This is a genomic window from Myxococcales bacterium (genome assembly GCA_022184915.1).
Taxonomy (GTDB): Bacteria; Myxococcota_A; Polyangia; order Fen-1088; family Fen-1088; genus JAGTJU01.
Genome location: JAGTJU010000001.1, coordinates 1,329,202 through 1,351,288, shown reverse-complemented (window position 1 = coordinate 1,351,288; position 22,087 = coordinate 1,329,202). Strand labels below are relative to the sequence as shown.

At 67.1% G+C, this 22,087-nt stretch carries 17 protein-coding genes; 7 read left to right on the top strand and 10 right to left on the bottom strand.

Translation table 11 applies throughout. The features are described from left to right. Positions 1–207: 207 nt before the first annotated feature. The 4 genes from mutS to KA712_05520 form a co-directional block, all read right to left on the bottom strand. Positions 208–2,916 (bottom strand): DNA mismatch repair protein MutS, encoded by a 2,709-nt coding sequence (gene mutS, locus KA712_05535; protein ID MCG5052401.1) that lies wholly within the window; start codon positions 2,914–2,916, stop codon positions 208–210. A 111-nt stretch (positions 2,917–3,027) separates the two neighbouring features. Then, entirely contained in the window at positions 3,028–3,168 is a 141-nt protein-coding gene (locus tag KA712_05530) for a hypothetical protein (GenBank protein MCG5052400.1), read from the bottom strand. A 127-nt stretch (positions 3,169–3,295) separates the two neighbouring features. After that, positions 3,296–4,288, bottom strand: a complete 993-nt coding sequence (locus KA712_05525) for a hypothetical protein (GenBank protein MCG5052399.1) — start codon at positions 4,286–4,288, stop codon at positions 3,296–3,298. Beyond that, entirely contained in the window at positions 4,285–4,827 is a 543-nt protein-coding gene (locus KA712_05520; GenBank protein ID MCG5052398.1) for an acyl-CoA thioesterase, read from the bottom strand. Before KA712_05520 ends, KA712_05525 begins: the two co-directional genes overlap by 4 nt. Before the next feature lie 85 nt (positions 4,828–4,912). On the opposite strand from KA712_05520, the gene KA712_05515 reads away from it, so the two are divergent. Continuing rightward, the gene (locus KA712_05515) at positions 4,913–6,469 is read left to right on the top strand and encodes a TolC family protein (GenBank protein MCG5052397.1); all 1,557 of its coding nucleotides are present in this window, start codon (positions 4,913–4,915) and stop codon (positions 6,467–6,469) included. A 40-nt stretch (positions 6,470–6,509) separates the two neighbouring features. Here the strand turns inward: KA712_05515 and KA712_05510 are convergent, their stop codons facing one another. Then, positions 6,510–7,253, bottom strand: coding sequence for a metallophosphatase family protein (locus KA712_05510; GenBank protein ID MCG5052396.1), 744 nt, complete (start codon positions 7,251–7,253; stop codon positions 6,510–6,512). 92 nt (positions 7,254–7,345) lie between these two features. Here KA712_05510 and KA712_05505 point away from each other — a divergent pair, with 92 nt between their 5' ends. Further along, positions 7,346–8,374, top strand: coding sequence for a sugar phosphate isomerase/epimerase (locus KA712_05505; GenBank protein MCG5052395.1), 1,029 nt, complete (start codon positions 7,346–7,348; stop codon positions 8,372–8,374). A gap of 4 nt (positions 8,375–8,378) precedes the next feature. Here KA712_05505 and KA712_05500 read toward each other — a convergent pair whose 3' ends face one another. Next, entirely contained in the window at positions 8,379–8,714 is a 336-nt protein-coding gene (locus tag KA712_05500) for a DUF971 domain-containing protein (protein MCG5052394.1), read from the bottom strand. A gap of 230 nt (positions 8,715–8,944) precedes the next feature. Between KA712_05500 and KA712_05495 the strand changes: the two genes are divergently transcribed. The 3 genes from KA712_05495 (at position 8,945) to KA712_05485 (ending at position 14,895) form a co-directional block, all read left to right on the top strand. Next, entirely contained in the window at positions 8,945–10,645 is a 1,701-nt protein-coding gene (locus tag KA712_05495; protein ID MCG5052393.1) for a PilZ domain-containing protein, read from the top strand. Between the two features lie 86 nt (positions 10,646–10,731). Continuing rightward, entirely contained in the window at positions 10,732–13,821 is a 3,090-nt protein-coding gene (locus KA712_05490) for a fused MFS/spermidine synthase (protein ID MCG5052392.1), read from the top strand. 12 nt (positions 13,822–13,833) lie between these two features. Continuing rightward, on the top strand, positions 13,834–14,895 hold the full coding sequence (locus tag KA712_05485) for a hypothetical protein (protein ID MCG5052391.1): 1,062 nt from the start codon (positions 13,834–13,836) through the stop codon (positions 14,893–14,895). Between the two features lie 95 nt (positions 14,896–14,990). Here KA712_05485 and KA712_05480 read toward each other — a convergent pair whose 3' ends face one another. Further along, a complete protein-coding gene (locus tag KA712_05480; protein ID MCG5052390.1) occupies positions 14,991–15,914 on the bottom strand; it encodes a diguanylate cyclase in 924 nt (307 codons plus the stop codon). A 176-nt stretch (positions 15,915–16,090) separates the two neighbouring features. On the opposite strand from KA712_05480, the gene KA712_05475 reads away from it, so the two are divergent. Together KA712_05475 and KA712_05470 are read left to right on the top strand one after the other, a co-directional pair. Continuing rightward, positions 16,091–17,299 (top strand): penicillin-binding protein, encoded by a 1,209-nt coding sequence (locus tag KA712_05475; protein MCG5052389.1) that lies wholly within the window; start codon positions 16,091–16,093, stop codon positions 17,297–17,299. A gap of 171 nt (positions 17,300–17,470) precedes the next feature. Further along, positions 17,471–19,003 (top strand): acyl--CoA ligase, encoded by a 1,533-nt coding sequence (locus KA712_05470; protein ID MCG5052388.1) that lies wholly within the window; start codon positions 17,471–17,473, stop codon positions 19,001–19,003. Here KA712_05470 and KA712_05465 read toward each other — a convergent pair. From KA712_05465 to guaA, 3 genes are read right to left on the bottom strand one after another with little or no spacing between them, the layout of a single operon-like run. Next, positions 18,992–19,351, bottom strand: a complete 360-nt coding sequence (locus KA712_05465) for a hypothetical protein (protein MCG5052387.1) — start codon at positions 19,349–19,351, stop codon at positions 18,992–18,994. The two genes, KA712_05470 and KA712_05465, sit on opposite strands and share 12 nt — an antisense overlap. Beyond that, the gene (locus KA712_05460) at positions 19,348–20,493 is read right to left on the bottom strand and encodes a hypothetical protein (protein MCG5052386.1); all 1,146 of its coding nucleotides are present in this window, start codon (positions 20,491–20,493) and stop codon (positions 19,348–19,350) included. The genes KA712_05465 and KA712_05460 overlap by 4 nt, the downstream gene beginning before the upstream one ends. A 43-nt stretch (positions 20,494–20,536) precedes the next feature. Further along, entirely contained in the window at positions 20,537–22,081 is a 1,545-nt protein-coding gene (gene guaA, locus KA712_05455) for a glutamine-hydrolyzing GMP synthase (protein MCG5052385.1), read from the bottom strand. Positions 22,082–22,087: the final 6 nt, after the last annotated feature.

The window sequence follows — 22,087 nt, the reverse complement described above, 5'->3', positions numbered from 1 at the left end:
CGTCGTGGCACCCGGCGCACGAACGGCCGTCGTGCGCCTTCGAAGGGCACCCGGGACGCGCGGCAAGCCCCGCTTCAAGTCCGCCGATCTCGCTCCCGCGCGTTTCGCCCCACGCGGCGGGCCTTCGGCGCGCACCACGTCAAGTGGTGCCAGCAGGACCAAGCTCAGCCACAAGGAAAAGAACGAACGCGCCCGCACCGTCTCATTTCATGGTGCGGAACTATCGGTCGAGGTCAACTTCTTTCTCAGCTCTTCTACCAACGCCCACGCGGCGCGCGGGCTCAAATCATCCGGCTGCACGGCATGCAGGCGCGCCACAATGTCTTCGAGTACGGCCAAGGGTGCCGGCAAAACCGGCGCCGCAGCGGGCGTCGGTCGGCGCGCACCGTCGAAGAGCCCCAGCTGAGGAAGCTCCTGGGCGGGCTTGGCGGGCGAAGGGCCCCGTCCGCCCGCCCGGTCGGATTCGAGCGTGCGCAAGATCTCCTGGGCCCGCGCCACCACCACGTCGGGAAGGCCCGCAAGCTTTGCCACCTCCACACCGAAGGAGCGGTTCGCCCCGCCCGGCATCAACTTGCGCAAGAAGACCACGTCTCCGTTCCACTCACGCGCCGCCACGGCCACGTTGACCACCCGCGGATGAAGCTCGCTCAAGGCGCACAGCTCGTGGTAGTGCGTGGCGAAGAGGGCCCGCGCGCCCACGCGATCGTGCAGGTGCTCCGCCACGGCCCACGCGATCGAGACGCCATCGTAGGTCGATGTGCCGCGCCCGATCTCGTCGAGGATCACCAGGCTCTTGCGGGTGGCGTTGCGAAGGATGTGCGCCGTCTCCCGCATCTCCACGAGGAAGGTCGACTCCCCCCGTGCCAGGTTGTCGCCGGCCCCCACCCGCGTGAACACCCGGTCGCACACACCCACGCGGGCGCTTCGCGCCGGCACGAAGCTGCCCATCTGCGCGAGGATCACCGAAAGAGCCACCTGGCGGATGAGGGTGCTCTTGCCTGCCATGTTCGGCCCCGTGACCAGCAGAAGCTGCTGAGTTTCGGTGTCGAGGCGCACGTCGTTCGGCACGAAGCCACCCGCAGCCGCCAACCTCTCGACCACCGGATGGCGGCACTCACGAAGGTCGAGCACCTCCCCGTCGTCGACGTCGGGGCGCACGTAGCCGTTGCGGTGCGCCTGCTCGGCGAGCGCCGCCAGCACGTCCACCGCCGCCACTTTCGCCCCCAGCGCCAACAAACGGTCCGAGGCCGCCGCCACCTGGTCGCGCAAGGCCTGGAAGATGCCGAGCTCGATCGCCACCCTGCGTTCGTCGGCCGACAGGATCTTGGCCTCGTACTCGCCGAGCTCGGCCGTGACGAAGCGTTCGGCGTTCGCCACCGTTTGTTTGCGCACGTAATCGGCGGGCACAGAAGCCAGGTGGGTCTTCGTGACCTCGATGAAATAGCCGAAGACGTTGTTGAACTTCACTTTGAGCGAGGGGATACCCGTGCGGGTCCGTTCCCGCGCCTCGATCTCGGCAATGCGATCGCGGCCGCCGCTCGCGATGGCGCGCAACTCGTCGAGCTCGGGCGAGACGCCGGCCAACACGTAGCCGCCCTCCTTGGTGCTCGCGCTCGCGTTGTCGTCGAGGGTGGTGAGCAGCGCGTGCGCGAGATCGCCCCCGAGGTCCGGACCGAGATCGAGCCCGTCGTGAGCCGGATCCTCGGGTACGAGATCCTGGCGCGCTTGCGACAACGCCTCTACCAAGCTGGGCAGCCGTGCGAGCGAGCGGCCCAGCACCACGAGATCGCGCGGCGTCGCCACCCCGAGCCGCGCCCGGCTGGCAAGCCGCTCCACATCGCCTTGCGCTCCCAGATGCCGGCGCACCTCGTCGCGCGCGCCATGGTGGGCCACGAGCCGCTCGACGGCGTCGAGGCGCCGGCGGATGGCCGCCACATCGAGCAAGGGGAAGAGCAGCCACCGCCGCAAGAGCCGCCCCCCCATGGGGCTGCACGTGGCGTCGAGGGTGTGCAAGAGGCTGCCCTCCCGGCGCCCCCCCAGCATGGTGGCCGTGAGCTCGAGGTGTGCCCGCGCTTGCTCGTCGATGATGAGGTGTTCGTCGCGATGGTAAAGCTCGAGACGCGCGATGGGCAGCGGGGCCAACACCTGGGTTTCGCGGGCGTACCGCAGAACGCGGGCAGCCGCGAGCGCCACGGCGGGAAGCCGCGACAGGGCCTCCCGGGGTAGACCCGCGCCCAGCGCGTCCTCGAGCCACGCAAGGGCCTCTTCCGCCGTGGCGTCAGCCCGCTTGAGCCGTGATTGAGGCAAACGACCGTAGGCCTTGCGCACGAGCGCGGCGAGCTCGGCTTCGCCGTCGACCACCACCAGCTCGTTGGGCTCGACCCGTGCCAGCTCGTCGATGAGCGCCTCGCGGCTTTGCACCGAAGTGGCGCGAAAGTCGCCGGTGGTCACATCCGCGAATGCCACGCCGTACCCGTCCCTCGGGTCCGCCGCCACCGCGGCCACGAAGTTGGGTGTGCGCGGGTCCAGGGTCTCTTCGTCGATGATGACGCCGGGGGTGATCACCCGCACCACGTCGCGCTTGACGATGCCCTTGACGGTGCGTGGATCTTCGAGCTGCTCGCAGAGAGCCACCCGGTGACCGAGCTCCGTGAGCTTGGCGATGTACCCCTGGGCCGCGTGATGGGGGACGCCGCACATGGGCACGGCATCCTCTTTCTCCGGATCTTTACCCTTGTCGCGGGAGGTGAGCGTGAGCCCCAGGACGCGCGCCGCGTAGACGGCGTCCTCGTAAAACATCTCGTAAAAATCGCCCAGCCGGAAAAACAGCAGGGCATCGGGGTGGCGCGCCTTGACCTCGAGGTACTGGCGCATGAGGGCGGTGGGCGCCCCGTCGCTCTTTTCGTTCGCCGCCATGGACCTCACGCTGCCGTGCTCGCCAAGGCCTGGCGAAGCGAAGCATGCCTGTCAGGGCCCCTGCGCCCGGGCGGCACAGAAGCCTCGTGACGCGCGTGCCTCGAGGGTCGATCAGGCCGACTTCGACTTGGTGCTCTTGCCCTTGGGCTGCACCTTGTTGGCAAGCTTCTGCCGCGCCAAACGGAGCTTCTTTTTGGCCTGACGGTTCTTTTGGCGCATTTTGCGCGAGACGCGGTTGTCACCTTTACCCATGGAACGGCTCTCCTTGTGTGAATCGAATTGGGGTCCAGACGCAGCCCGTGGAGGCGGCTGGGGGCCCAGTTATACGGGGACCCCGGCGAATCCTCAATGGGGGGCCTGCTGACGAGCAGGCGGACGGTCACGAAAGTGGCAAAATTTCGGCCTCGACCGGCCCCGCAGCCGTGTGGATCTGCACCTTGGCTTCGGCCACCTGGGTGTGCACCAGAGCCAGCGCCACCCCCCAAAGTCCCTCCTCCCCGTCCAACGCGGGCACGACGGAGACGCTGGTGATCTGGCCCGCGGCCGGCCGCGAAGGGCTCTCGAGCTTGTCGCCCGCGGCCGGACGAGGTCCTGCGGCCGCAAACCGCAGCCGCCGAAGCTGCCAATTCACGTGCCCGCGGTCGCGGATGCGCACGATAGGCTCCTGGCCGAGGTAGCACCCTTTCCCGTAATCGATCGCGTCATCGAGCCCGAGCTCCATGGGAAAGCGGTTGCCCGTAATCTCGGCACCGAAGCGGGGCTCTCCGGCCGCGATACGAAGAGATTCCACCAGCGCAGGCGGCAACACCGGGACCCCGTCGGCGCACAAGGCGGCTGCAAGGGCGGCCATGCGGGCCGGCGCCCCCTGGACCCAAAACCCCTCCACACCGAGCCGTCGGCCCCGAGCCACCCAGAGCGCATCGGGGCCCTCCCCCACCTCGGCGTGGGATCGAAGGGGCCCCGAAGCCACCGACGCGGGAACCTCGAGCCCCGCGCCCGCCAGCCGCGCGGCCGCCTCGGGCCCCAGGACCCAGAGCGCTTGCTGACCTTCGAGCCGCTGGCCCGCGAAATCGTCCATGATCGCGTAGCGCTCGAGGGCCGCTGCGGTCGGGCTGCCCTGCCCCTCGGGCACGGTGAGACGAAGGTGGTCGTGCGCCACGAACAATTCGATATCGCTCACCACGTGGCCCTTGGTGTCGAGAAGCAAGGTGTGGCACCCCTCGCCCACGGCGGTGCCCGCCACGGGGCCCGAGAGCAAGCGGTGCAAAAAGGCGATGCGATCGGCGCCCGTGGCGCGAATGACCTCCACGTCGGCGGGACCCACGAGGGCCGCCCGGGCGAAGAGAGCTTGAACCCCCAGCGCGGCGGTCATCGGCTCCCCTCCCCGACCGTCGGGCCTCGGAGGTCGGCGTCGCGCACCTCCATCTCGTGGCGCTCGGCCAAACGAGACGCCCGGCGCCGGGTGGCCGCGGCCAGGCGGCGCTCGTCTTCGGGCGTCTCCGAGAGCAACGCGGGAACCGGCCTTGGGCGCCCATGGTCGTCGATGGCCACGAAGGTCAGGTACGCGCGTGTGGCCTGCACCTGGTGCCGGGTGCGCTGATCCTCGGCGAGCACGCGCACACCCACTTCCAGCGAGGTGCGGGCGGCGTAGTTGACCTGCGCCTGGACGATCACCACCTCACCCAGACGAACAGGGCGGAGGAAGTGCAGACGGTCCATCGACGCCGTCACCACCGGGCCTTGCGCATGCCGAGCGGCGGCAATCGCGCCGGCCACGTCGATCCATTGCATGAGCGTACCTCCAAAGATCGTGCCGAGCGCGTTCGTTTGGCCCGGCAGCACGATGTGGACGGCCTCGACGCGTGAGGCCCTCGGGGTGAATGGGGTGGCCGATGGATCCGTCACAGGCATCGGCTACCACGGCCCGAAAGCTGGGTCAAACGGTGGACCAAGCGTGTAAAGTACCGGCTCCTTTCCTCTTCATCAGGTTCGCCGCATGGTCAGGTCTTCTAGATTCGTTCGTCTCTCGGCCCTTTTTGCTCTCGTGGAGGCCCGCAGGCGGGGGCTTGCGCCGCTGGGGCTCGCGGTGCTGCTCACGGTGGGGTGGCCGCAGGATGAACTCTGGGCACAGCCAGACGGCGATGCCCCGCCCGAAGAGGCTGCCGCCACAATCTCCGCGACCGCCCCAAACCCCTTGCTTCCCGCAGCCGACGAGAGCTCCAGCTCCCCCGTAGACCAAGGCCCCGCTGGCACGTACGACCTTGAAACCCTGTTGGCGCTGGCCCGCCAACACAACCCGGGGCTCGGGGCCAGCCGCAGCGCCACGGCCGTCATTCGAGGGCAGCTCAGCGAAGCCAAACGCAGCTGGCTTCCCACCGGCGAATTCACCTCACTCCTTGCGCCCTCGCCCAACATAAGGTGCCTACCCTCGATTGAGGAATGCCGGAGCACGGGCAGCGACAACGACCCGAACATTCGGGACCCGAACATCGGCTTTTCCGGTCTCTTCACGCGCACCCAGATCACGCTGGCTCAGCCGGTGTACACCTTCGGCAAGATCTCCGCGGGAATCGACGCCGCCGAGGCGGGCGTCGAGGCCTCGAAGAGCCGCGAACGAGGCGCCGCCGCCGAGCTCGAGCTCAACGTCAAACGGGCCTACTACGGTTTCAAGCTGGCGCGCGAGGTGGAGGCCACGCTCCGTGAGGGCCTCGACTACGTCAAGCAGGCCGAGGACATGGTCCAAAAAGACCTCGACGAAGGCGGCGGCAACATGACCGTGACGGACAAGCTTCGGCTGCAGACCACGCGCGCCGAGGTGGAAGCGCAGCTGCTCGAGGTCTCCCGCGGCGCCGATGTCGCGCGCAACGGCATCAAAGCGCTGATAGGTCCCGACGGGCCCAAAAAGATCGTCATCGACAAGGAGCCGCTCGAGACGCTGACCGTGCCCGTGCGACCGCTCTCCTACTACGAGGAGATCGCCATGCTCTCGCGTCCCGAGGTACGGGCCCTGTCCTACTTCGTGCGCGCCCAGGAAAACCTTGCGAAGCTCGCCACAGCGAGGCTCTTACCCGACATCGTGATTTTGGCCACGGCCAACTATGCGTACGCGAGCTCGGTCGACGACCCTTTCTTTGCTTTTGCCAACGACCCCTACAACAATCGCACCGTCGGCGCGGGGGCCGCCTTGCGGGTCCCGCTCGACTTCGGCCAGCGGGATGCCCAGGCGAAGCAGGCCCGCTCGTCCGCCCAGGAGGCCGCGTTCCGACGCCGGGAAGCGCTCGGGGGCATCGCCTTCGAGGTGTCCCGGGCCTATCTCGAGATGACCGAAGCGAAGAGCCGCATCGAAGCGCTCGCGCGGGGCGAAAAGCTGGCCCGCCGCTGGATGACCTCGATCGTGCAGAAGATGGACCTGGGCCTCGCGGAGACGCGCGAGGTCACCGACGCGCTTCGCTCGTACTTCACGATGCGCGTTCGCTACCTGCAATCCGTTCACGACTTCAACGTTGCCGTGGCCGCGTTGGCCCGCGCCACGGGCAGTCAAGTCGCGAGCTGAAGCGTAAGCCGCCCGCCCCGTTCCGAGGGCGGGTGAAGCTTCAGATTCCGAGGTAGAGCCGCGTACCGAAGTTGGGCTCGAGATCCGTGGCAAGGATCTTGTCGGCCGAGCGCTTCACGTCGTACTCCACCCGGCGAAACTCGAAAAGCCGCCTGTCGGTGTCGTAAATCACGTAGGACGCCCGGGGATCGAAGTCGCGGGGCTGACCCACGGAGCCCACGCTCACGATGTACTTCCATCCTGGCCGCAGCTCGAAGGTCTGGGCCACCACCTCTTGTGAGGTGGTGCGGTCGTGCTCGGGGTTGAGCGCAAAGGCCTTACACAGGTGGGAGTGTCCGATCACCGTGAGGCTCGACATGCTCTCCCAGATCTGCATGCACTGGGCCGCCTGATCGCGGGCGAAGATGTAATCGAATTCTTCGATGTTCAGCGGCGAGCCGTGACAGAAGTGCACGTCGTTCTCGCGCACCTCGTAAGGCAGGGTTTTGAGCCACTCCATGTGACCCGGGTCGAGCTCGCGCGCATGCTTGTCGAGCGCGTGCCGGGCGGCGAAATAGTAGTAGGAGTAGTCCATGCGCCCCGCCACGGCAGCGTCGTGGTTGCCCAGGATCGAAAACGCGACCTTTTGGCGCATGAGCGCGCAGGTCTCGTTGGGACTTGCTCCGTAGCCAACGGTGTCTCCCAGACACACGTAGCGATCGATGGATTCCGACGCCAGGGCCTTGAACACGGCCTCCAAGGCTTCGATGTTGGCGTGGGTGTCAGAAACGATGCCGTACCGCATGACGGGAATCCAAAACGGTAGCACACTTACACGCTTTTCGCGCCTCGTTGAATCGGGATTGGCTTCGGACCGGCGCCGGACTAAAAAACTCCATGGCTTCGAGCGAGAATGAAATCCACGTCGAGGGGCGGCCGGGGGCGAGCAAGGACCCCGGGAGATGGCCCCACGGATGGCAGCGGCGAGACCTCTTCACGGCGGCCCTTGCGGCCGGAACGGCGGCCTTGTCCACAAACACCCACACAGCGGAGGCCACGGAGACGTCCGTGCGCACGGTCCGCAAACCCGCTGTGCCGCGCGCCCTTCCCTTCAAAATCTCACTCGCACAGTGGTCGCTGCACAAGGCGCTCAGGGCCGGCGAGCTGGATCCGCTCGACTTTGCGAAGGTCGCAAACGGCTTTGGCTTCGACGGCATCGAGTACGTGAACCAGTTCTACGCTGACAAAGCCAAAGACCGCACTTACCTGGCCGAGCTGAAACGTCGGGCCGCCGACGAGGGTGTGTGGAGTGTGCTCATCATGGTCGACCGTGAAGGTGCCATGGGCGCCGCGGACAAGGCGGACCGGGCGAAGACCGTCGAGAACCACAAGAAGTGGGTAGAAGCGGCGGCCTACCTCGGATGCCACGCGATTCGGGTCAACGCGCACAGCGAGGGCAGCTACGACGAACAGATCCAGCGTGCGGCCGATGGGCTGCAGTCCCTGGCGACCTATGCGGACACGCTGGGCATCAACGTCATCGTCGAAAATCACGGCGGCCTTTCGTCGAACGCCCAGTGGCTCTGCGCGGTCATGAAGGCCGCAGCCCACCCCCGCTGCGGCACACTTCCCGATTTCGGCAACTTCCGCATCAAGGAGGGGGAGGAGTACGACCGCTACCAGGGGACGCAAGAACTCATGCCCTACGCCAAGTCGGTGAGCGCCAAGAGCTACGACTTCGACAAACGCGGGGAAGAGACGAAGATCGATTACACCCGCATGATGAAGATCGTGACCACTGCCGGCTACCGGGGCTACGTGGGCGTGGAGTACGAAGGCAGCCGCCTTTCGGAGGTCGACGGGCTTTTGGCCACGAAAAAACTTCTCGAGAAGGTACGCAACAAGCTCCTGCGGACGCCCGCGTAGCGCTTCAGCCCCCGCCGGGCTCTTGCCCCGCGGCCCGGGCGGCGTTGCAGCGCTCGCAGGCGCACAGGGCACGCAAAGCGCGGAACGTGTAGATGTTCGCGCAGGGCGCTTCGGTCCAATCGATCGAAAAGCCGTATTGGCCTACCAGCCGAATGTTCTTCGCGCGGACGTTGTCGGGCACCCGCCCCGCCTCCAGCAAGGGAGCGCCCGTGACTTCGTCCACGCACTGGGCACACCGACACCGCAGGCGCAGGTCCCGCGCGTCGATCACGGTTTCGCACCCGTCGGGCCACTTGAAGGTGAGGCGGGATCGGAGAAGGCCGATGATTTCGGTGGGCATGGGCATGAGGCCCCCGTCAGTTAGCAGATTCCCGGCGCCATGAAGGCAGCACCCCACCCCTGCTGCGCGCGCCCACTGAAGGGCCCAAACGGGGGCCGCGAAGGCTATGGAGTCAAAGGTACGACTTGTGATACCGTCGACCCGCCCGGGCGTCTGGGCCGGGAAGACAAGGCAACGTGACGAGGTCGGAGTCCCAAAGAGCGCAGCCACGCGTAGATTACACCGCCGAGGTGCACATCCTTCGGCCGGGGGGCCGTGCGCCCATCAAGGCACGCTCGCTCAACCTGAGCCCCACCGGCGTGTTCGTGGAGGCCAAGCAAGACCCGTCCACGCCCGCCCTCGACTGCCCCGTGGGCGCGGAGCTTCTTTGTGACATTCCCCTGCCCGGGGGGCGGCGCTATTTGCGCGGCAAGGTGGCAAGGCAGCAGACCATGCCCTCGCAGGCCATGGGCCTCGGCATCCGCTTCGAGAACCTGGAGGCCGCCGACCAGGCCATCCTGCACGCGCTGGTCCAAAACGCCACGGACAACTCTCGGCTGGTGAAGGTGCGGTTCGAGGGCATGCCCGAGGCCCTGCGCAGCCGGGCGGTGGTCACGCAAGACGGGCTTCGTCTTCAGACCGCGCTGCCCTTTCTTCGCCTCGCGTCCACGGTGGACGTTTCGTTCATCGCAGGAGAAAGCCGCGTCGAGACCCACGGCCGCCTCGAGCGCGTGCACCTCGAGCCCGCCCCGATCGACGGGATTCCCCGTTTGGCCGTCGACGTGGCCTTGCCCGAGCCCTTTCCCGAAGGCGAGTTCGGTACCGAGCCGGCGCCGGGAACAACCACCTTCGGTCCGCAGTCCACGGCGCCCGAAGCGCCCATGGGCTTCGACACCGAGCCCACGCCTGTCACGGCGCCCGGGTACGTACAAAGCCAGCTCGAGTCCCCCCGAGGTGCAAGCGCTCCCTCGCGAAGCGCGGCACGGGCCGCAGAGCCGCCTCCCCTACCCGCGCGGGAGATGCCCCCGACGCTCGTCCTCCACAAAACGAACCCCGCGGTCATGCCGGAGCCGGACGCCCCGAACACCCCCACCCCCCGGGTGTTGAAGCGGCGTCCACCGGCCCGCATCCGCGAGCGGCGCACCGTCCCCCCGGCGCAGGTTCCCGTCACGTCCCGGCTCGGCGACCCCCGCCCGAGCGCCGCCAGCGACACCCTCGAGGTGGCTGCTGTGGAGCCCCTCGGCACCCGCCGCTCCCGGCCGCCCGTGCCGCCAAGCCCCTGGTGGTGGGTCTGGGGCTGGCCGGCGCTCGGCTTCATTTTGGCTGGAGCCATCGTGTACGACCGGGTCATGGTGGCGCGCCGGATCGACGCGTCCATGGCCGTGCATGGTCAAGCGATCGATGACGCCCGCAAGGACCTGCGGGAGACCCGCGATCTCGCCCGGCAAGCCAAGGGCGCCGCCGAAGCCACCCAGGTGGCCACGCTCGGGCTGCGCAGCGCGCTTCGCCGCGAGGTCACCGCCGCGCTCGAGACCCACGACGCCATCGAGGGGCAGGCGCGGGCCGGCCGCACCGTAGCTTCATCCCCGAAAGCCCTTTCCCTCGCAGGCCCGCGCGTCTCGGTGCACGGCAACGTGGCCACCGCCGCCGTGCCGATCGAAGGCTCGACCGCCGGCATGGTTCAGTACTCCCTGCGACAGCCGCCCGGCGTGGTGGTGAAGCTGCCGGCCGCGAGGTCCCCCCTGGCAAGTGGCCGCTACGGGGTGCGCGCCGGCGGATTCAACGTGGTGTGGGTGCAAAACCGGACGGACGGTTTGGCCGTGCGCTTCGTGTACGATGGCGACAAGACGCGCCAGGAGATGCTCGAGGTCGTCGAGGCCGGTCCCGATCCCGAAGCCGCACCCGCGGGCTTGGCCCTGGGGACCGTGCGCGTACGGCTGCGGCGCCCCTGAGCCGGAACAGCCGCCCCCGCCCGCGCCTCGGGTATTCCCCCTCATCGAAATCCGATAACCTGGCGCCCCCCCCTGGGGGCCCTTCCATGCGCAACGCCGTTCGGATCTGTTTTTTTCTGTCAGGCGCCTCGGGCCTGGTGTTCGAGCTCCTGTGGACCCGGATGCTCTCGCTGGTGTTCGGCTCGACCACGCTGGCCATCTCCACCGTGCTCACAGCCTTCATGGGCGGACTCGGTCTTGGGTCGTACTGGGCAGGCCGCCACGCCGACAAGCTGCGCGACCCCGTAAAGGCCTACGCCCTGGCCGAGGCCGGCATCGGCATCTGGGCCTTGTTCGTCCCCTGGGTGATCAGCCACTACACGCCGCTCAATCAATGGCTGTGGGCCACCTTTGGGGATCACTACGGGTGGCTCTCGCTGCTGCGTTTTGCAGCGGCGGCGGCCCTGCTCTTGCTGCCTACCACGCTCATGGGGGCCACTCTGCCCTTGCTTGCGCGGGTCGTGGTGGATCGCCCCGGAGCGCTTCGCGAGGTGGGGGGCAACCTTGGTGGTCTTTACGCCCTGAACCTCTTCGGTGCGCTCGCGGGCTCGTTCTTCGCCGGGTTCGTGCTGATGCCCACCGTGGGACTCGCCCACACGAACCGCATCGCGGCCAGCGTGAACCTCATGCTCGCCGTGGGCATCTGGATCCTCCAGCACCGCCTGCACGACGACGCGCCCCCGGATCTCGACGACTGGGCCGCCACGGTCGATGCCGAAAGCCTGGCTCCGCGGCGGCAAGCGGCGGGGCAGATCTCCCGCGCCGCGCGCCGGGTGGTGCTCGTGGGTTTCGCTGCTTCGGGCGCCACCGCCATGATCGTCCAGGTCTTGTGGACTCGTGCGCTGGCCGTCTTGATTGGCTCCTCGATCTATTCGTTCACGTTGATCCTTTTGGCCTTCCTCGCGGGCCTCGGCGCCGGCTCGGCCTGGCTCGGGCGCTGGGCCGATCGAACGGCCCTCCCGGTGCGCAGCCTGGGATGGGTTCATCTACTGACGGTCCTTGCCATGGGCAGCTCGTACCTGCTCATGGATAGGCTGCCCTTCGTGTTTGCCTGGCTGTTGGCCAGCACCAGCTTCGGCCCCGGGGCGGTGCAGATCTGCCAGTTCGTGCTGGCCTGCCTGGTGATCCTGCCCGCCACGCTCTTGATGGGGGCGGTGTTTCCTCTCACCATGCGGATCGCCACTGCATCGCTCGAAGCCGTGGGCCACGACGTGGGCCGTACGTATGCAATCAACACCTTGGGCGCCATCGTGGGCTCGTTTCTGTCGGGGTTCGTCGTGCTGCCACTCCTGGGGCTCGAGCGAGGCCTGTTCCTCGCCGCCGCCACGCTCACGCTGCTCGCCGCCGCGCTGTTCTGGGTGGCCCCAGGCGGCTCCCGTCGCCTGCCCCTCGCCGCCGCCGGGCTCGTGCTGGTCGTCGCCCCCTGGCTGCCGCGGTGGAACCTGACGAGCTTTTCCCAGGGGTTCTTCCGCGTCTCCATCGCCCGCGACTACGTGAGCCGAAAGGCAGCAAAGAAGGAATGGAAGCGTCCAGAAATGGTCTTTTACGAAGACGGCGTCGCCACGACCGTCACCGTCGAGCGCTGGGGCAAAAGCTACTCCCTGAAAAACAACGGCAAGGTGGACGCGTCGTCCGATTCCGACATGCCAACGCAGGTGGCCGTCGGGCTCCTCCCCCTGTTGCTTCACCCAGGCGCATCACCTCCGCGCGTGGCGCTCATCGGCTTCGGCAGCGGCGTCACCTCGGGCAGCGTCACCCAGGCGCCCCTCGAGAGCCTCGAGGTGGTCGAGCTGGAGCCCGCGATCTACCGCGCCTCGAAGTTCTTCGAGCACGTCAACCATCGACCGCTCGACAACCCGAAGGTCAAAGCCCGCGTGGGTGATGGCCGAAACTTCCTGGGTCAGCGCACCGATCTCTTCGACGTCATCATCAGCCAGCCCTCGAACCCTTGGATCACGGGGGTCTCGAACCTGTTTACGCGAGAGTATTTTGCGCTGGTGAAGCGGCGCTTGGCCAAAGGCGGCGTGTTCTGCCAGTGGGCACAGCTTTACGAGATGGCCCCCTGGAACGTGAAGAGCATCTACCGCACCCTCGCGAGCGAGTTCCCTTACGTCACGGTGTTTTCCGCGGAGGATTTGTCCTCCGATACGATCTTGATTGCCAGCAACGAGCCCCTCCCGCTCGACGTCGAACGCCTGCGCGCGCGTTTCGCGCACCCTGCCCTCGCGGCCGAAGCCGCCCGCGCCGGGTGGCGAACGCCCTACGACCTTCTCGGCCAAGTGCTGCTGACCCCTGACGAGGTCGCGCCCTTCACCGCGGGGGCCGCGATCAACACCGACGATAACGCCCTCATCGAGTTCGCCGCCCCCCGTGACCTACTGGGCTACAGCTCCTTCGATCCCTACCTGACCCGGGTCTACGGTGCCGCGTGGCCGTATGGTCATCTTCGTGGATGGGTCCGGGGTGTCGCAACGGATCCGGGAGGCCCTGGCGCGGGAGAAGCCCAGTTGGCGCGGGCGCTCCTCGCCAACGGGCGCGTGCGCGAGGCCGAGTTCTGGACCCGCAAAGCAGAAGTACGAGCTCCCGACAGCCAAACCAGCCGCAAGGCACGCCAGCGCATGGAGCTCATCGCCACGCGCTTCGGCTCGGATCCGGAGATTCCCCTGGCTCCTGGCGGGGATCTCAACCCTCCCGTGGTGCCGCCGAGCCTTTCCGAGGCAAAGGCCCGCCAAATCGAGCGAGAGTACCGAGAGGTCGAAGCTCTCTTCGCACGTCGCAAGTTCGTCTCTGCCTACAAAGCTCTGGAGGACTGGCCGGCGGAGATCTGGCAAGCGCCGTCACCGGACTTCGCCTTGCTAGCCGGGTTCCTTCACTACAAGGCCGAGTTCTACGAGGACGCCGTAGGCCTGCTCAAGCCGCTGGCGGAAGATGAAGCCTACGTCCAGCGCCGCCCGGAGACACTTTACTACCTGGCACGCGCGCGCTTCGCGCGAGGTGATCACGGCCGCGCCATGGCGGCCTTCGATCGCTTCGTCGACCTGCAAGAGGCACGCGGCCGCCCTGCGCTCCCTTCGACCCCTCCCGCCGGCTCGGCCCTTCCCCTCGCACCGAAAACATCGGCGCTGACTCAACCATGATACGCTCGCCCTATGCCGCAGGCCCGCCGCCCGAAGCTCGAGCCCCTCCGCGCGAAAGCCACGAAGCGCACGGCCGCCAAGCGCACGAAGGCCGACAAGGCCAGCGCCACGCCAGCCAAAGACACCCGTAAACGGCAGCCGACCTTCACGGCACGCACGGCCAGCAAACGCCGAGTGGCCCCGAAAGGCGTGGTGGTGGGCGTGGGCCTCGCGACGGTCGATATGCTCTGTGTCGCCCCACGCCTCGGCGAACGGCTGGTCGAGCTGTCGGTCTTCAGCATGCAAGGTGGAGGTACGATTGGGAACCTGATTGCCACGGTGGCCTCACTGGGGGCACCAGCGCGTTTTTTCGGACGCCTGGGCGACGACGACTTCGGCCGTTACATCCTGCGGGGCCTCGAGGAATACGAAGTCGACTGCTCGATGGTGCCTCGTGAAAAAGGCGCCGTGTCGCCGCTCTCGATCGTGCAAATCGACGAGCTGTCGCGGCGTCGCAAGCTCCTCACCACCCGGGGCAGCGTGCCCCCTGTTGCCCCCAAGGATCTACCCCGCAACCTGCTCGACAAGGCAGCCCTGCTCTGTATCGATGGCTTTCAGCCCGCTCTCCAGGCCGTCGTGGCCGAAAAAGCGCGTGAAAAAGGCGTTCCCGTCCTGCTGAACGCGAGCCATCTGGTGGGAGGCATGGGCGAACTCCTGGGCCTTGCCGACATCGTCATCGGCTCTGAGCGTTTCGCCAACGAGGTCGCACCGTCAGACCGGGTCGACCGAAGCTTGGCCGAGATCCTGCGCCTCGGGCCGAAGACCGCCGTCATCACGCTGGGTGACGACGGGGCCGTGGGCTTGCAAGGGACCAAGCTGGTGCAGAAGGAAGCTCTCGACGTGTTCGTGGCCGACAGCACCGGAGCGGGGGACGTGTTTTGTGGCGCCTTCGCCTATGCGACGGTGATGGGCTGGCCGCTCGAACGCGCGCTTCCTTTCGCCAACACCACCGCAGGCTTGTGCTGCCGCACCATCGGTGCCCGCGCGGGCATTCCCAGCCTCGATGAGGTCCTCGAGGCGCTCGAACCGGCCTAGGGACCGGCCCAGCCTACAGAAAAACGAACCACGTCACGCCGAAACGGCGGAGCGAAGTCGGGGGACGGCCCTGGCGGGGCCTTGCCGAAGCGCTGTCAGCCGCGCACGCAGTTTCGGCCGGCCTTCTTGGCCTCGTAAAGGCGCTCGTCCGCCCGCTTGATGAGAGCGGCCGCGTCGGACGTCTCGGCATCCAGGGTCGCCACGCCCATCGAGATCGTCACGTCGATCTTCGTGCCCTCGAAGAAAAAATCGGTCGCCTCGACGATGCGACGGATCTTTTCCGCAAACTGCTGCGCGTTATAGCCGTCGATCTCGGGCAGCACGATAGCGAACTCCTCGCCCCCGTAGCGGGCGAAGAGATCTTCCCTTCGGATCTTCGCCTTGATGGTCGAGGCCAAACTCTTGAGCACCTGGTCGCCGGCGAGGTGGCCGTAGGTGTCGTTGATTTGTTTGAAGTGGTCGATGTCGAACATGACCAAAGTCATGTCCCGTCGGTATCGGTTCGAGCGCGCGATCTCCCGCTCGATCGACTCCATGAAGTAGCGTTTGTTGAAAATCTGGGTGAGACCGTCGATGGTCGTCAGCCTGTAGATTTCCTCATGATACGCCCGCTCGATGTTGCCCCCGGAGAGGAACTTGAAAATCGTGCGCCCAATCTTGATGAGGTCGCCGTCGGTGAGGGTGCGTTCCTCGATCTGCTCGTCGTTGACGTAGGTTCCGTTCGTCGAGCCCAGATCGCGAATGCGGATCGTCTTGCCCTGGTTCATGATCTTCGAGTGCGCACGAGACACCGACTCTTGGTCGATCTGGATGTCGCACTTGGAAGACCGCCCCAAAACCAGGTTCTGGGATTCGAGGTTGTATTTGCGTCCCAGATCCTGCCCGTAAATCACCACCAAACAAGCCTCCTTGCCAGGAGCCCGCTCCGTGATGCGGCTGATGCTGGTCACGACGGTTTTTGCCCGAACGTGATCCGTCTCGGTACTATCGGTTCCGCGCCTTGGGGTGTGTCGAGACAAGGTCCTCTTTTCAGCCTAATGCAGCACGGCCCGCCCGTAAAGGAACGAGAACTTTGACACCTGATACCACATGTAGGACATTGTACCCTATGCGGCGAACGGTCAGTCAGATCCCTCCAAGGTCCCGGGCACTTTGGACGGTGGGCGTTTGGGCACTTTGCACCTTCGCGGGTGGAGTGCGCCCTGCACGAGCAGTCACCCCCGCGGCTCCCAAAGCACCCGCACGGGGCACACTCGAGGTGGACCTGCACAAGCTCGCGGCCGAGGGGGAGCTGTTCACGGCCCCGGTCAAAGCCGGTGGCAAGGCCACCTTGACCCTGGATCCGGTGCTCCAGAAGGCCACGGACGGCCTCTTCGACCGCTACGAAGTGCCTTACGGTGCGGCCGTGATGGTCTCCGTCGACGACGGAAACATCCTGGTGCTCTCGGGGCGCTCGGCGCTCGAACCCAAGCTGGGCCCCGAGACCCTCGCGCTCAAGGCGTGGGCGCCGGCCGCGTCGGTGTTCAAGCTGGTGTCAGCCGCCGCCCTCGTGAGTGAGGGGGGCCTCACCGCCGAGTCGAAGACCTGCTACCACGGCGGCCTCTCGCGCGTGGACGAGGACAACCTCCGCGACATCGCCTCCATCGACAAGGCCTGCGACACCCTGGCCTTCGGGGTGGGTAAGTCGCAAAACGCGATCTTGGCGAAGCTCGCGGCGAGGCACCTGGACGCGCTCGCGCTCCGGCGGGTGGCAACGGCCTTTGGCTTCGGCCTGCCCATGCCCTTCGTGGCGCCCGTCGAACCCTCTGCGCTCGACATCCCCCGCGACAAACTCGAGTTCGCCCGTATGGCCGCGGGGTTTTACCACACCAGCCTGTCCCCGCTGCACGGTGCGCTGCTCGCGGCGACCGTCGCGGGTGAAGGCCTCATGCCTCGTCCGCGCCTGGTGAAAACCGCTGTCGATGCCAAGGGTGACGAGTTGCCAACTCCGGGTCGGCGCGCCCGCCGCGTGCTCGATCCCGAGGTCGCCAAGCAGGTCGGCGTGATGATGGAGGCCACCACCCGCATGGGCACAGCCCGCAGCGGCTTTTTCGACAGCAAGGGCCGCGCGCTGCTGCCCTTTTCGGTCGCCGGAAAAACGGGCTCTCTCAACTACCGCGCGCGCAGTGACGAACCGGCGCCCCCAGCAGGCCCGGTGGATGGCTACCTGGCCTACAGCTGGTTCGTGGGCTACGCGCCGGCCGACAAGCCGGAGGTGGCGTTCGCGGTGTTGATCGGCAACTCGGCGAAGTGGCGGATCAAGGCTACCTACGCAGCGCAACAGATGTTGGCCGCCTGGAACGCGCGGCGAGCCCCGTCCGACAAGCCCGCCCTGGACGACGCCATGGTGGCTCAGGGCCGCTAACCCTTTCGCGCCAGCAGTGAACCTCGCCGGGTCATTCGACCCGGCGTTTTGGTTTTTCTTGGCTTCGGTGCGCGCCCCAATTCGGCCGGGAGAGGACCGCCAGGCGTGGGGAACACCCTTGTTTGGGTACGTGCGGCTGGATACACTCTCTACCCGACCAGGCTACACCTGATGCCACTCTTGAACCAATGGCTCGAAGCCGCTGCCCGGGATAGCGGTTCCCAACGGGCCCTCGTCTACCGGGACGCTTACCTGTCCTGGAGAGGCCTCGCGCATCGGGTCGAGAGGCGTGCCAACGAGCTGCGCTCACTGGGTATCGGCCCGGGCGACGGGGTGGGTTTGATGCTCGGCAACGTACCGGACATGGTGGTCCTCACGCTGGCGCTCGACCGGCTCGAAGCGATTGCGGTCCCGCTGGATCCCGCTACGTCCGCACGCGACCTGGACATGATCCTCGACGCGGCTCCTCTCAAGGCCCTCATCACCCGACCGGCCACGAACACGACCACACCTGTGGGCGTGCCGTCGCCCAGTCGACGCCCCACCCCGCTTGCCCTCCGGGTCACGGATGCGGCCAAGGCGGCCACACCGAAGTACCGCTCGGAGTCGAAGCGGCGCCTTTCGGGCTCGCTGCTGAACATCAGCATGTATCGCCGAGAGCCCATGACGTTCGAGCTGCCCCGCCCTCGCATGATGGCCTTCACCGTCGACGCCGGGGGCGACCCGAAGGGCGTGCTCCGCCAGGACGAGCAGCTCGACGCCATCGCCAGGAGCCTCGGGGAGGCGCTCGACGCCCAAAACGGGCAGTCCGCCCTCCTCCCAACACCCTTTCACTACAGTTCAGCTTTCGATGCCGGCCTCGTGTTTGCGCTCGGCAACCGGCTCACGATGGAGCTCGAGGATGAGTTCCAGGCCCGCAGTCTCGCGCGTCTGCTCAGGGACGATTGTGCCGACTACGTCCTGGGTACACCCGCCCAGTACGGGGCTCTGGCGCAGGCGATGACGTCACGTCAGCCGGCCCCGCGGGCCCGGTGCCTCTGTATCCAGTCGCCCGGGCTGCTGGCCGCCGCCAACGCCTTCGAGGAAAAATGGCAAAGCGCGCTGCTTCCCCTCTGGCATTCGGCCGAAACCGGACCGGTGGCGCTCGACGACAGCGTGCAGCCCTACAGAGGGGCGGGAGCCGGCCTGTCGACCTGTGCAGGCAAACTGCTGCCGGGCGTGGCCCTGAAGGTCACCGCGCCGGACGGCAGCCCTCTGCCCTCCGGGGTGACGGGCCAGCTCTGGCTGCGCTCGGGAGCCGTCTCGGCCGCCGCCGTACCGCAACTGCCTCGGGTGATTCGGGCCGTGGGTCCGGTGGGCGTTCCGATCGGAAGGGCGGATCCCGACGGCTGGTTTCGGACGGGAGATCTCGGCTTCCTCGATGCCACCGACAACCGCGTCTTCCTGACAGGCCGGGAAGACGATCTGGTTTGGGTGGAAGGCCGCCGCCTGGCCCTCGGCGAGGTGGAGGGCTGTCTCGAGTCCTTCTCGAAGATACGCGCTGCCGAAGCGCGGGTGATCTACGACGAACGGGCGGGGCCCATGGTGGTTGCGCGGGTGGTTCCGTCGGGTCCTTGCCGCGTGGAAGACATCATCGATCACTGCGCCCGCAACCTGGCGCCCTACAAGGTGCCCCGCAAGATCGAGCTCTGCTCAGCGCTGTGAGCGAGGCCCGTCAGGACGCAAGGACAGCTCGAGCCAAGGACGCAGCTGCACGTCCATACGAACCGCGTCGCCCTTGACCAGCTCCAGCTCTTGATAATGCGTGTAGCGCTCCGGGTGGCGCACCTCGACGCGACGAAAGCCGGGAGAAACGAGGCGCCCGTCCACGGACCAGGATGCGCACGGCCCTTCGTAGACGTCGTCGATGAAGATCGCCGCTTCCGGCACGTTGCAGTCGATGCGCAGCACGGCCGCCCCGCCGAAGCGCAAGGACGCACAGGCCCCCTGCAGGGCGAACACGAGGGCGCCCGCCCACCACGACAGACGGCAAGCGTCAGACCGCGGGGTCACGGAGACGCCTCGAGCCCCTCGTCTTCCGGGAAGGCGGGAGCGGCATCGGCGCGCACCCGCAAGGTCATACGGATGCGATCGCCGACCGCGGGCTCGGCCGTGAGGGTGAGTTCGTCCTCCATGGCTTGCGTGAGAGCCTTGGCCAGGACATCGGGCGGCAGATTCGTTTCGACGCGCACGTCAGCTGCCCCCAGCGCGATCCGGCGCAGCTCGTAGCGGCTCACCGTGCCCACGCGCCGGAGTCGTCGGACGAATCGCTCGAGGGCCAGGGGTTCGACCAGGTCGAGGGTGACCGTCACGGACTTGAGGACGGTCCCCAAGGACAGCTCGTTCACCGCGGGAACCACGACCTTCGCCGCCAGGGGCGCCAGGCGGTCCAGGCAGGCCTGTTCGGCCACGGGCGCCTCGGGACCAAACCCCCACTCGATGGCCGAAGGCAGCACCAGATCTCGCGAGCCCCCGGGGCGACGCACGGCCAGGTCCACCTGACACCGCGCTGCCATGAGGCCGGCCCCACGCACTTCGCCCTCGACCTTGGCGTGTCCGCGCAGCAGCACCCGTACGGTCTCGGGGCGACCGGTCGCTCCGGCCTCGACGGCTTCTGCCACCAAGCCGCCTGCGCGCAAGGCCTTCGTCAGCGCCGGCACCAACTGGGGGTTGCCCTCGGGCGACATCACCTGAACGGCAGAGGCTGGCCCCGTCACGGCCGGCGTGGCCGCTCGCGCTTTTTCGATCTGACGGCGGAGGAACGCCCGATCCACCACAGCAGCCACGGCGACCTTGAGTTTACCGCCGGCTTCCAGGTCTTCGACCACCCTGTAGCTTCGCACGTAGCGGCGCGCTCCCGTGGCGAAGCCCCCGCGCAATCGTACGAGTTCATCCGGCAGAGCGCCCGCCGCCGAAAAACCCGCATCCTCCAGTTCGGCCTGAAACACCCGCTCGACCGCGCGAAGAAAGGCCTCCTCGAGCGCTCGCTTCTTCGCGCCAACCACGTTGCCATCGACGATGTCGACCTCGGCGCCGTCGATCTCCTCCCCGCGGCCCACCGCATGGAGCGCGGGGGGCGCAGCAGGCAAGGGCGGCACGGCCTGTCCTTGAAGCCAGACCGCCCCGAACGCACACAAGGTTTCGCAGAGGAGCATCGCGGGTAACCCTAGCGCGACCCTCGCCCCGGCGCGAAATCCCTCACTCCCACTCGATGGTGGCAGGCGGCTTCGACGAGACGTCGTAGACGACCCGGTTGACGCCCCTAACCTCGTTCACGATGCGCGAGGACATGCGCCCGAGGACCTCGTAGGGCAACGGGACCCAGTCGGCCGTCATGCCGTCTTTCGAGTGAACGGCCCGGATCGCCAGCACGTCGGCGTACGTCCGTTCGTCGCCCATCACGCCCACGGTCTTGACCGGCAGCAGAACACCAAAAGACTGCCAAATGGCCTCATAGAGACCTGCCGCCCGAATCTCCTCGTCGATGATGGCGTCGGCCTCACGCAGCACCTCGCAGCGCTCTTTCGTGACCTCACCCAGCACGCGGACCGCGAGTCCAGGGCCGGGGAAGGGCTGCCGCCACAGCACGTGGTGGGGCAAGCCCACTTCTTCGCCCAAAGCACGGACCTCGTCCTTGAACAGTTCGCGCAGAGGCTCCACCAACTTCAACTTCATGAAGTCCGGAAGGCCACCCACGTTGTGGTGGGACTTGATGGTGGCCGAGGGGCCCTTGTGCGACACCGACTCGATGACGTCGGGATAAAGAGTGCCTTGCACCAGGAAATCAGCACCGCCGATCTTGCGCGCCTCCTCCTCGAAAACCTCGATGAAGGCACGGCCGATGAACTTACGCTTCTGCTCGGGGTCGGTAATGCCTTCGAGCCCCTCCAAGAAGCGGTCGGCCGCATCCACCACCCGCAGGTCCATGTGGAAGGCGTCACGGAACAGGGACTCCACCTGAGCGCGCTCGCCCTTTCGAAGCAGGCCGTTGTCCACGAAGATGCAGGTGAGGCGCTCACCCATCGCCTTGTGAACGAGGGCCGCTGCCACCGAGGAATCGACCCCCCCCGACAGGCCACAGATGGCGCGACCGTTGCCCACCTGGGTACGGACCTGTTCGATGGCCTCTTCGACGAAGTTGGCCATGGTCCAGCTGGGCTCACAGTGGCAGATGCGGAAGAGAAAGTTGGAAAGCAGCTCTCCTCCGCGCGGCGTGTGGACGACCTCGGGATGGAACTGAACGCCCCAGAACTTGCGCGCGGGGGCCTCCACGGCGGCCGCAGGGCAGCTGGGGTTCGTCCCGACCACACTGAAACCCTCGGGCAGAGACTCGATCCGATCGCCGTGGCTCATCCACACGGCCACGTTCTCGCCCTCCTCGAAGCCGTGGAACAGCGCCGATGATTGGGTCAGCGCGACCTGCGCACGTCCGTACTCGCGGTGTTCCGCGCGCGCGACCTTACCCCCGAGCGCCAGCGTGGTGATCTGAACCCCGTAACAGATCCCCAGGATCGGCAGGCCCAGATCGAAGATCTCCGGGTCGACGCGGGGGGCCCCCTCGGCGTACACAGAGGCCGGACCGCCCGACAGTACGATTCCCGTAGGAGCCATGTCCCGGATCTTGGCGACCGGGAAATCGAACGGTTGAATCTCGGAGTAGACTTTTTGTTCGCGGATGCGGCGGGCGATGAGCTGCGTGTATTGCGAGCCGAAATCTAAGATCAGGATGCTTTGCTTTGACATGAAGGG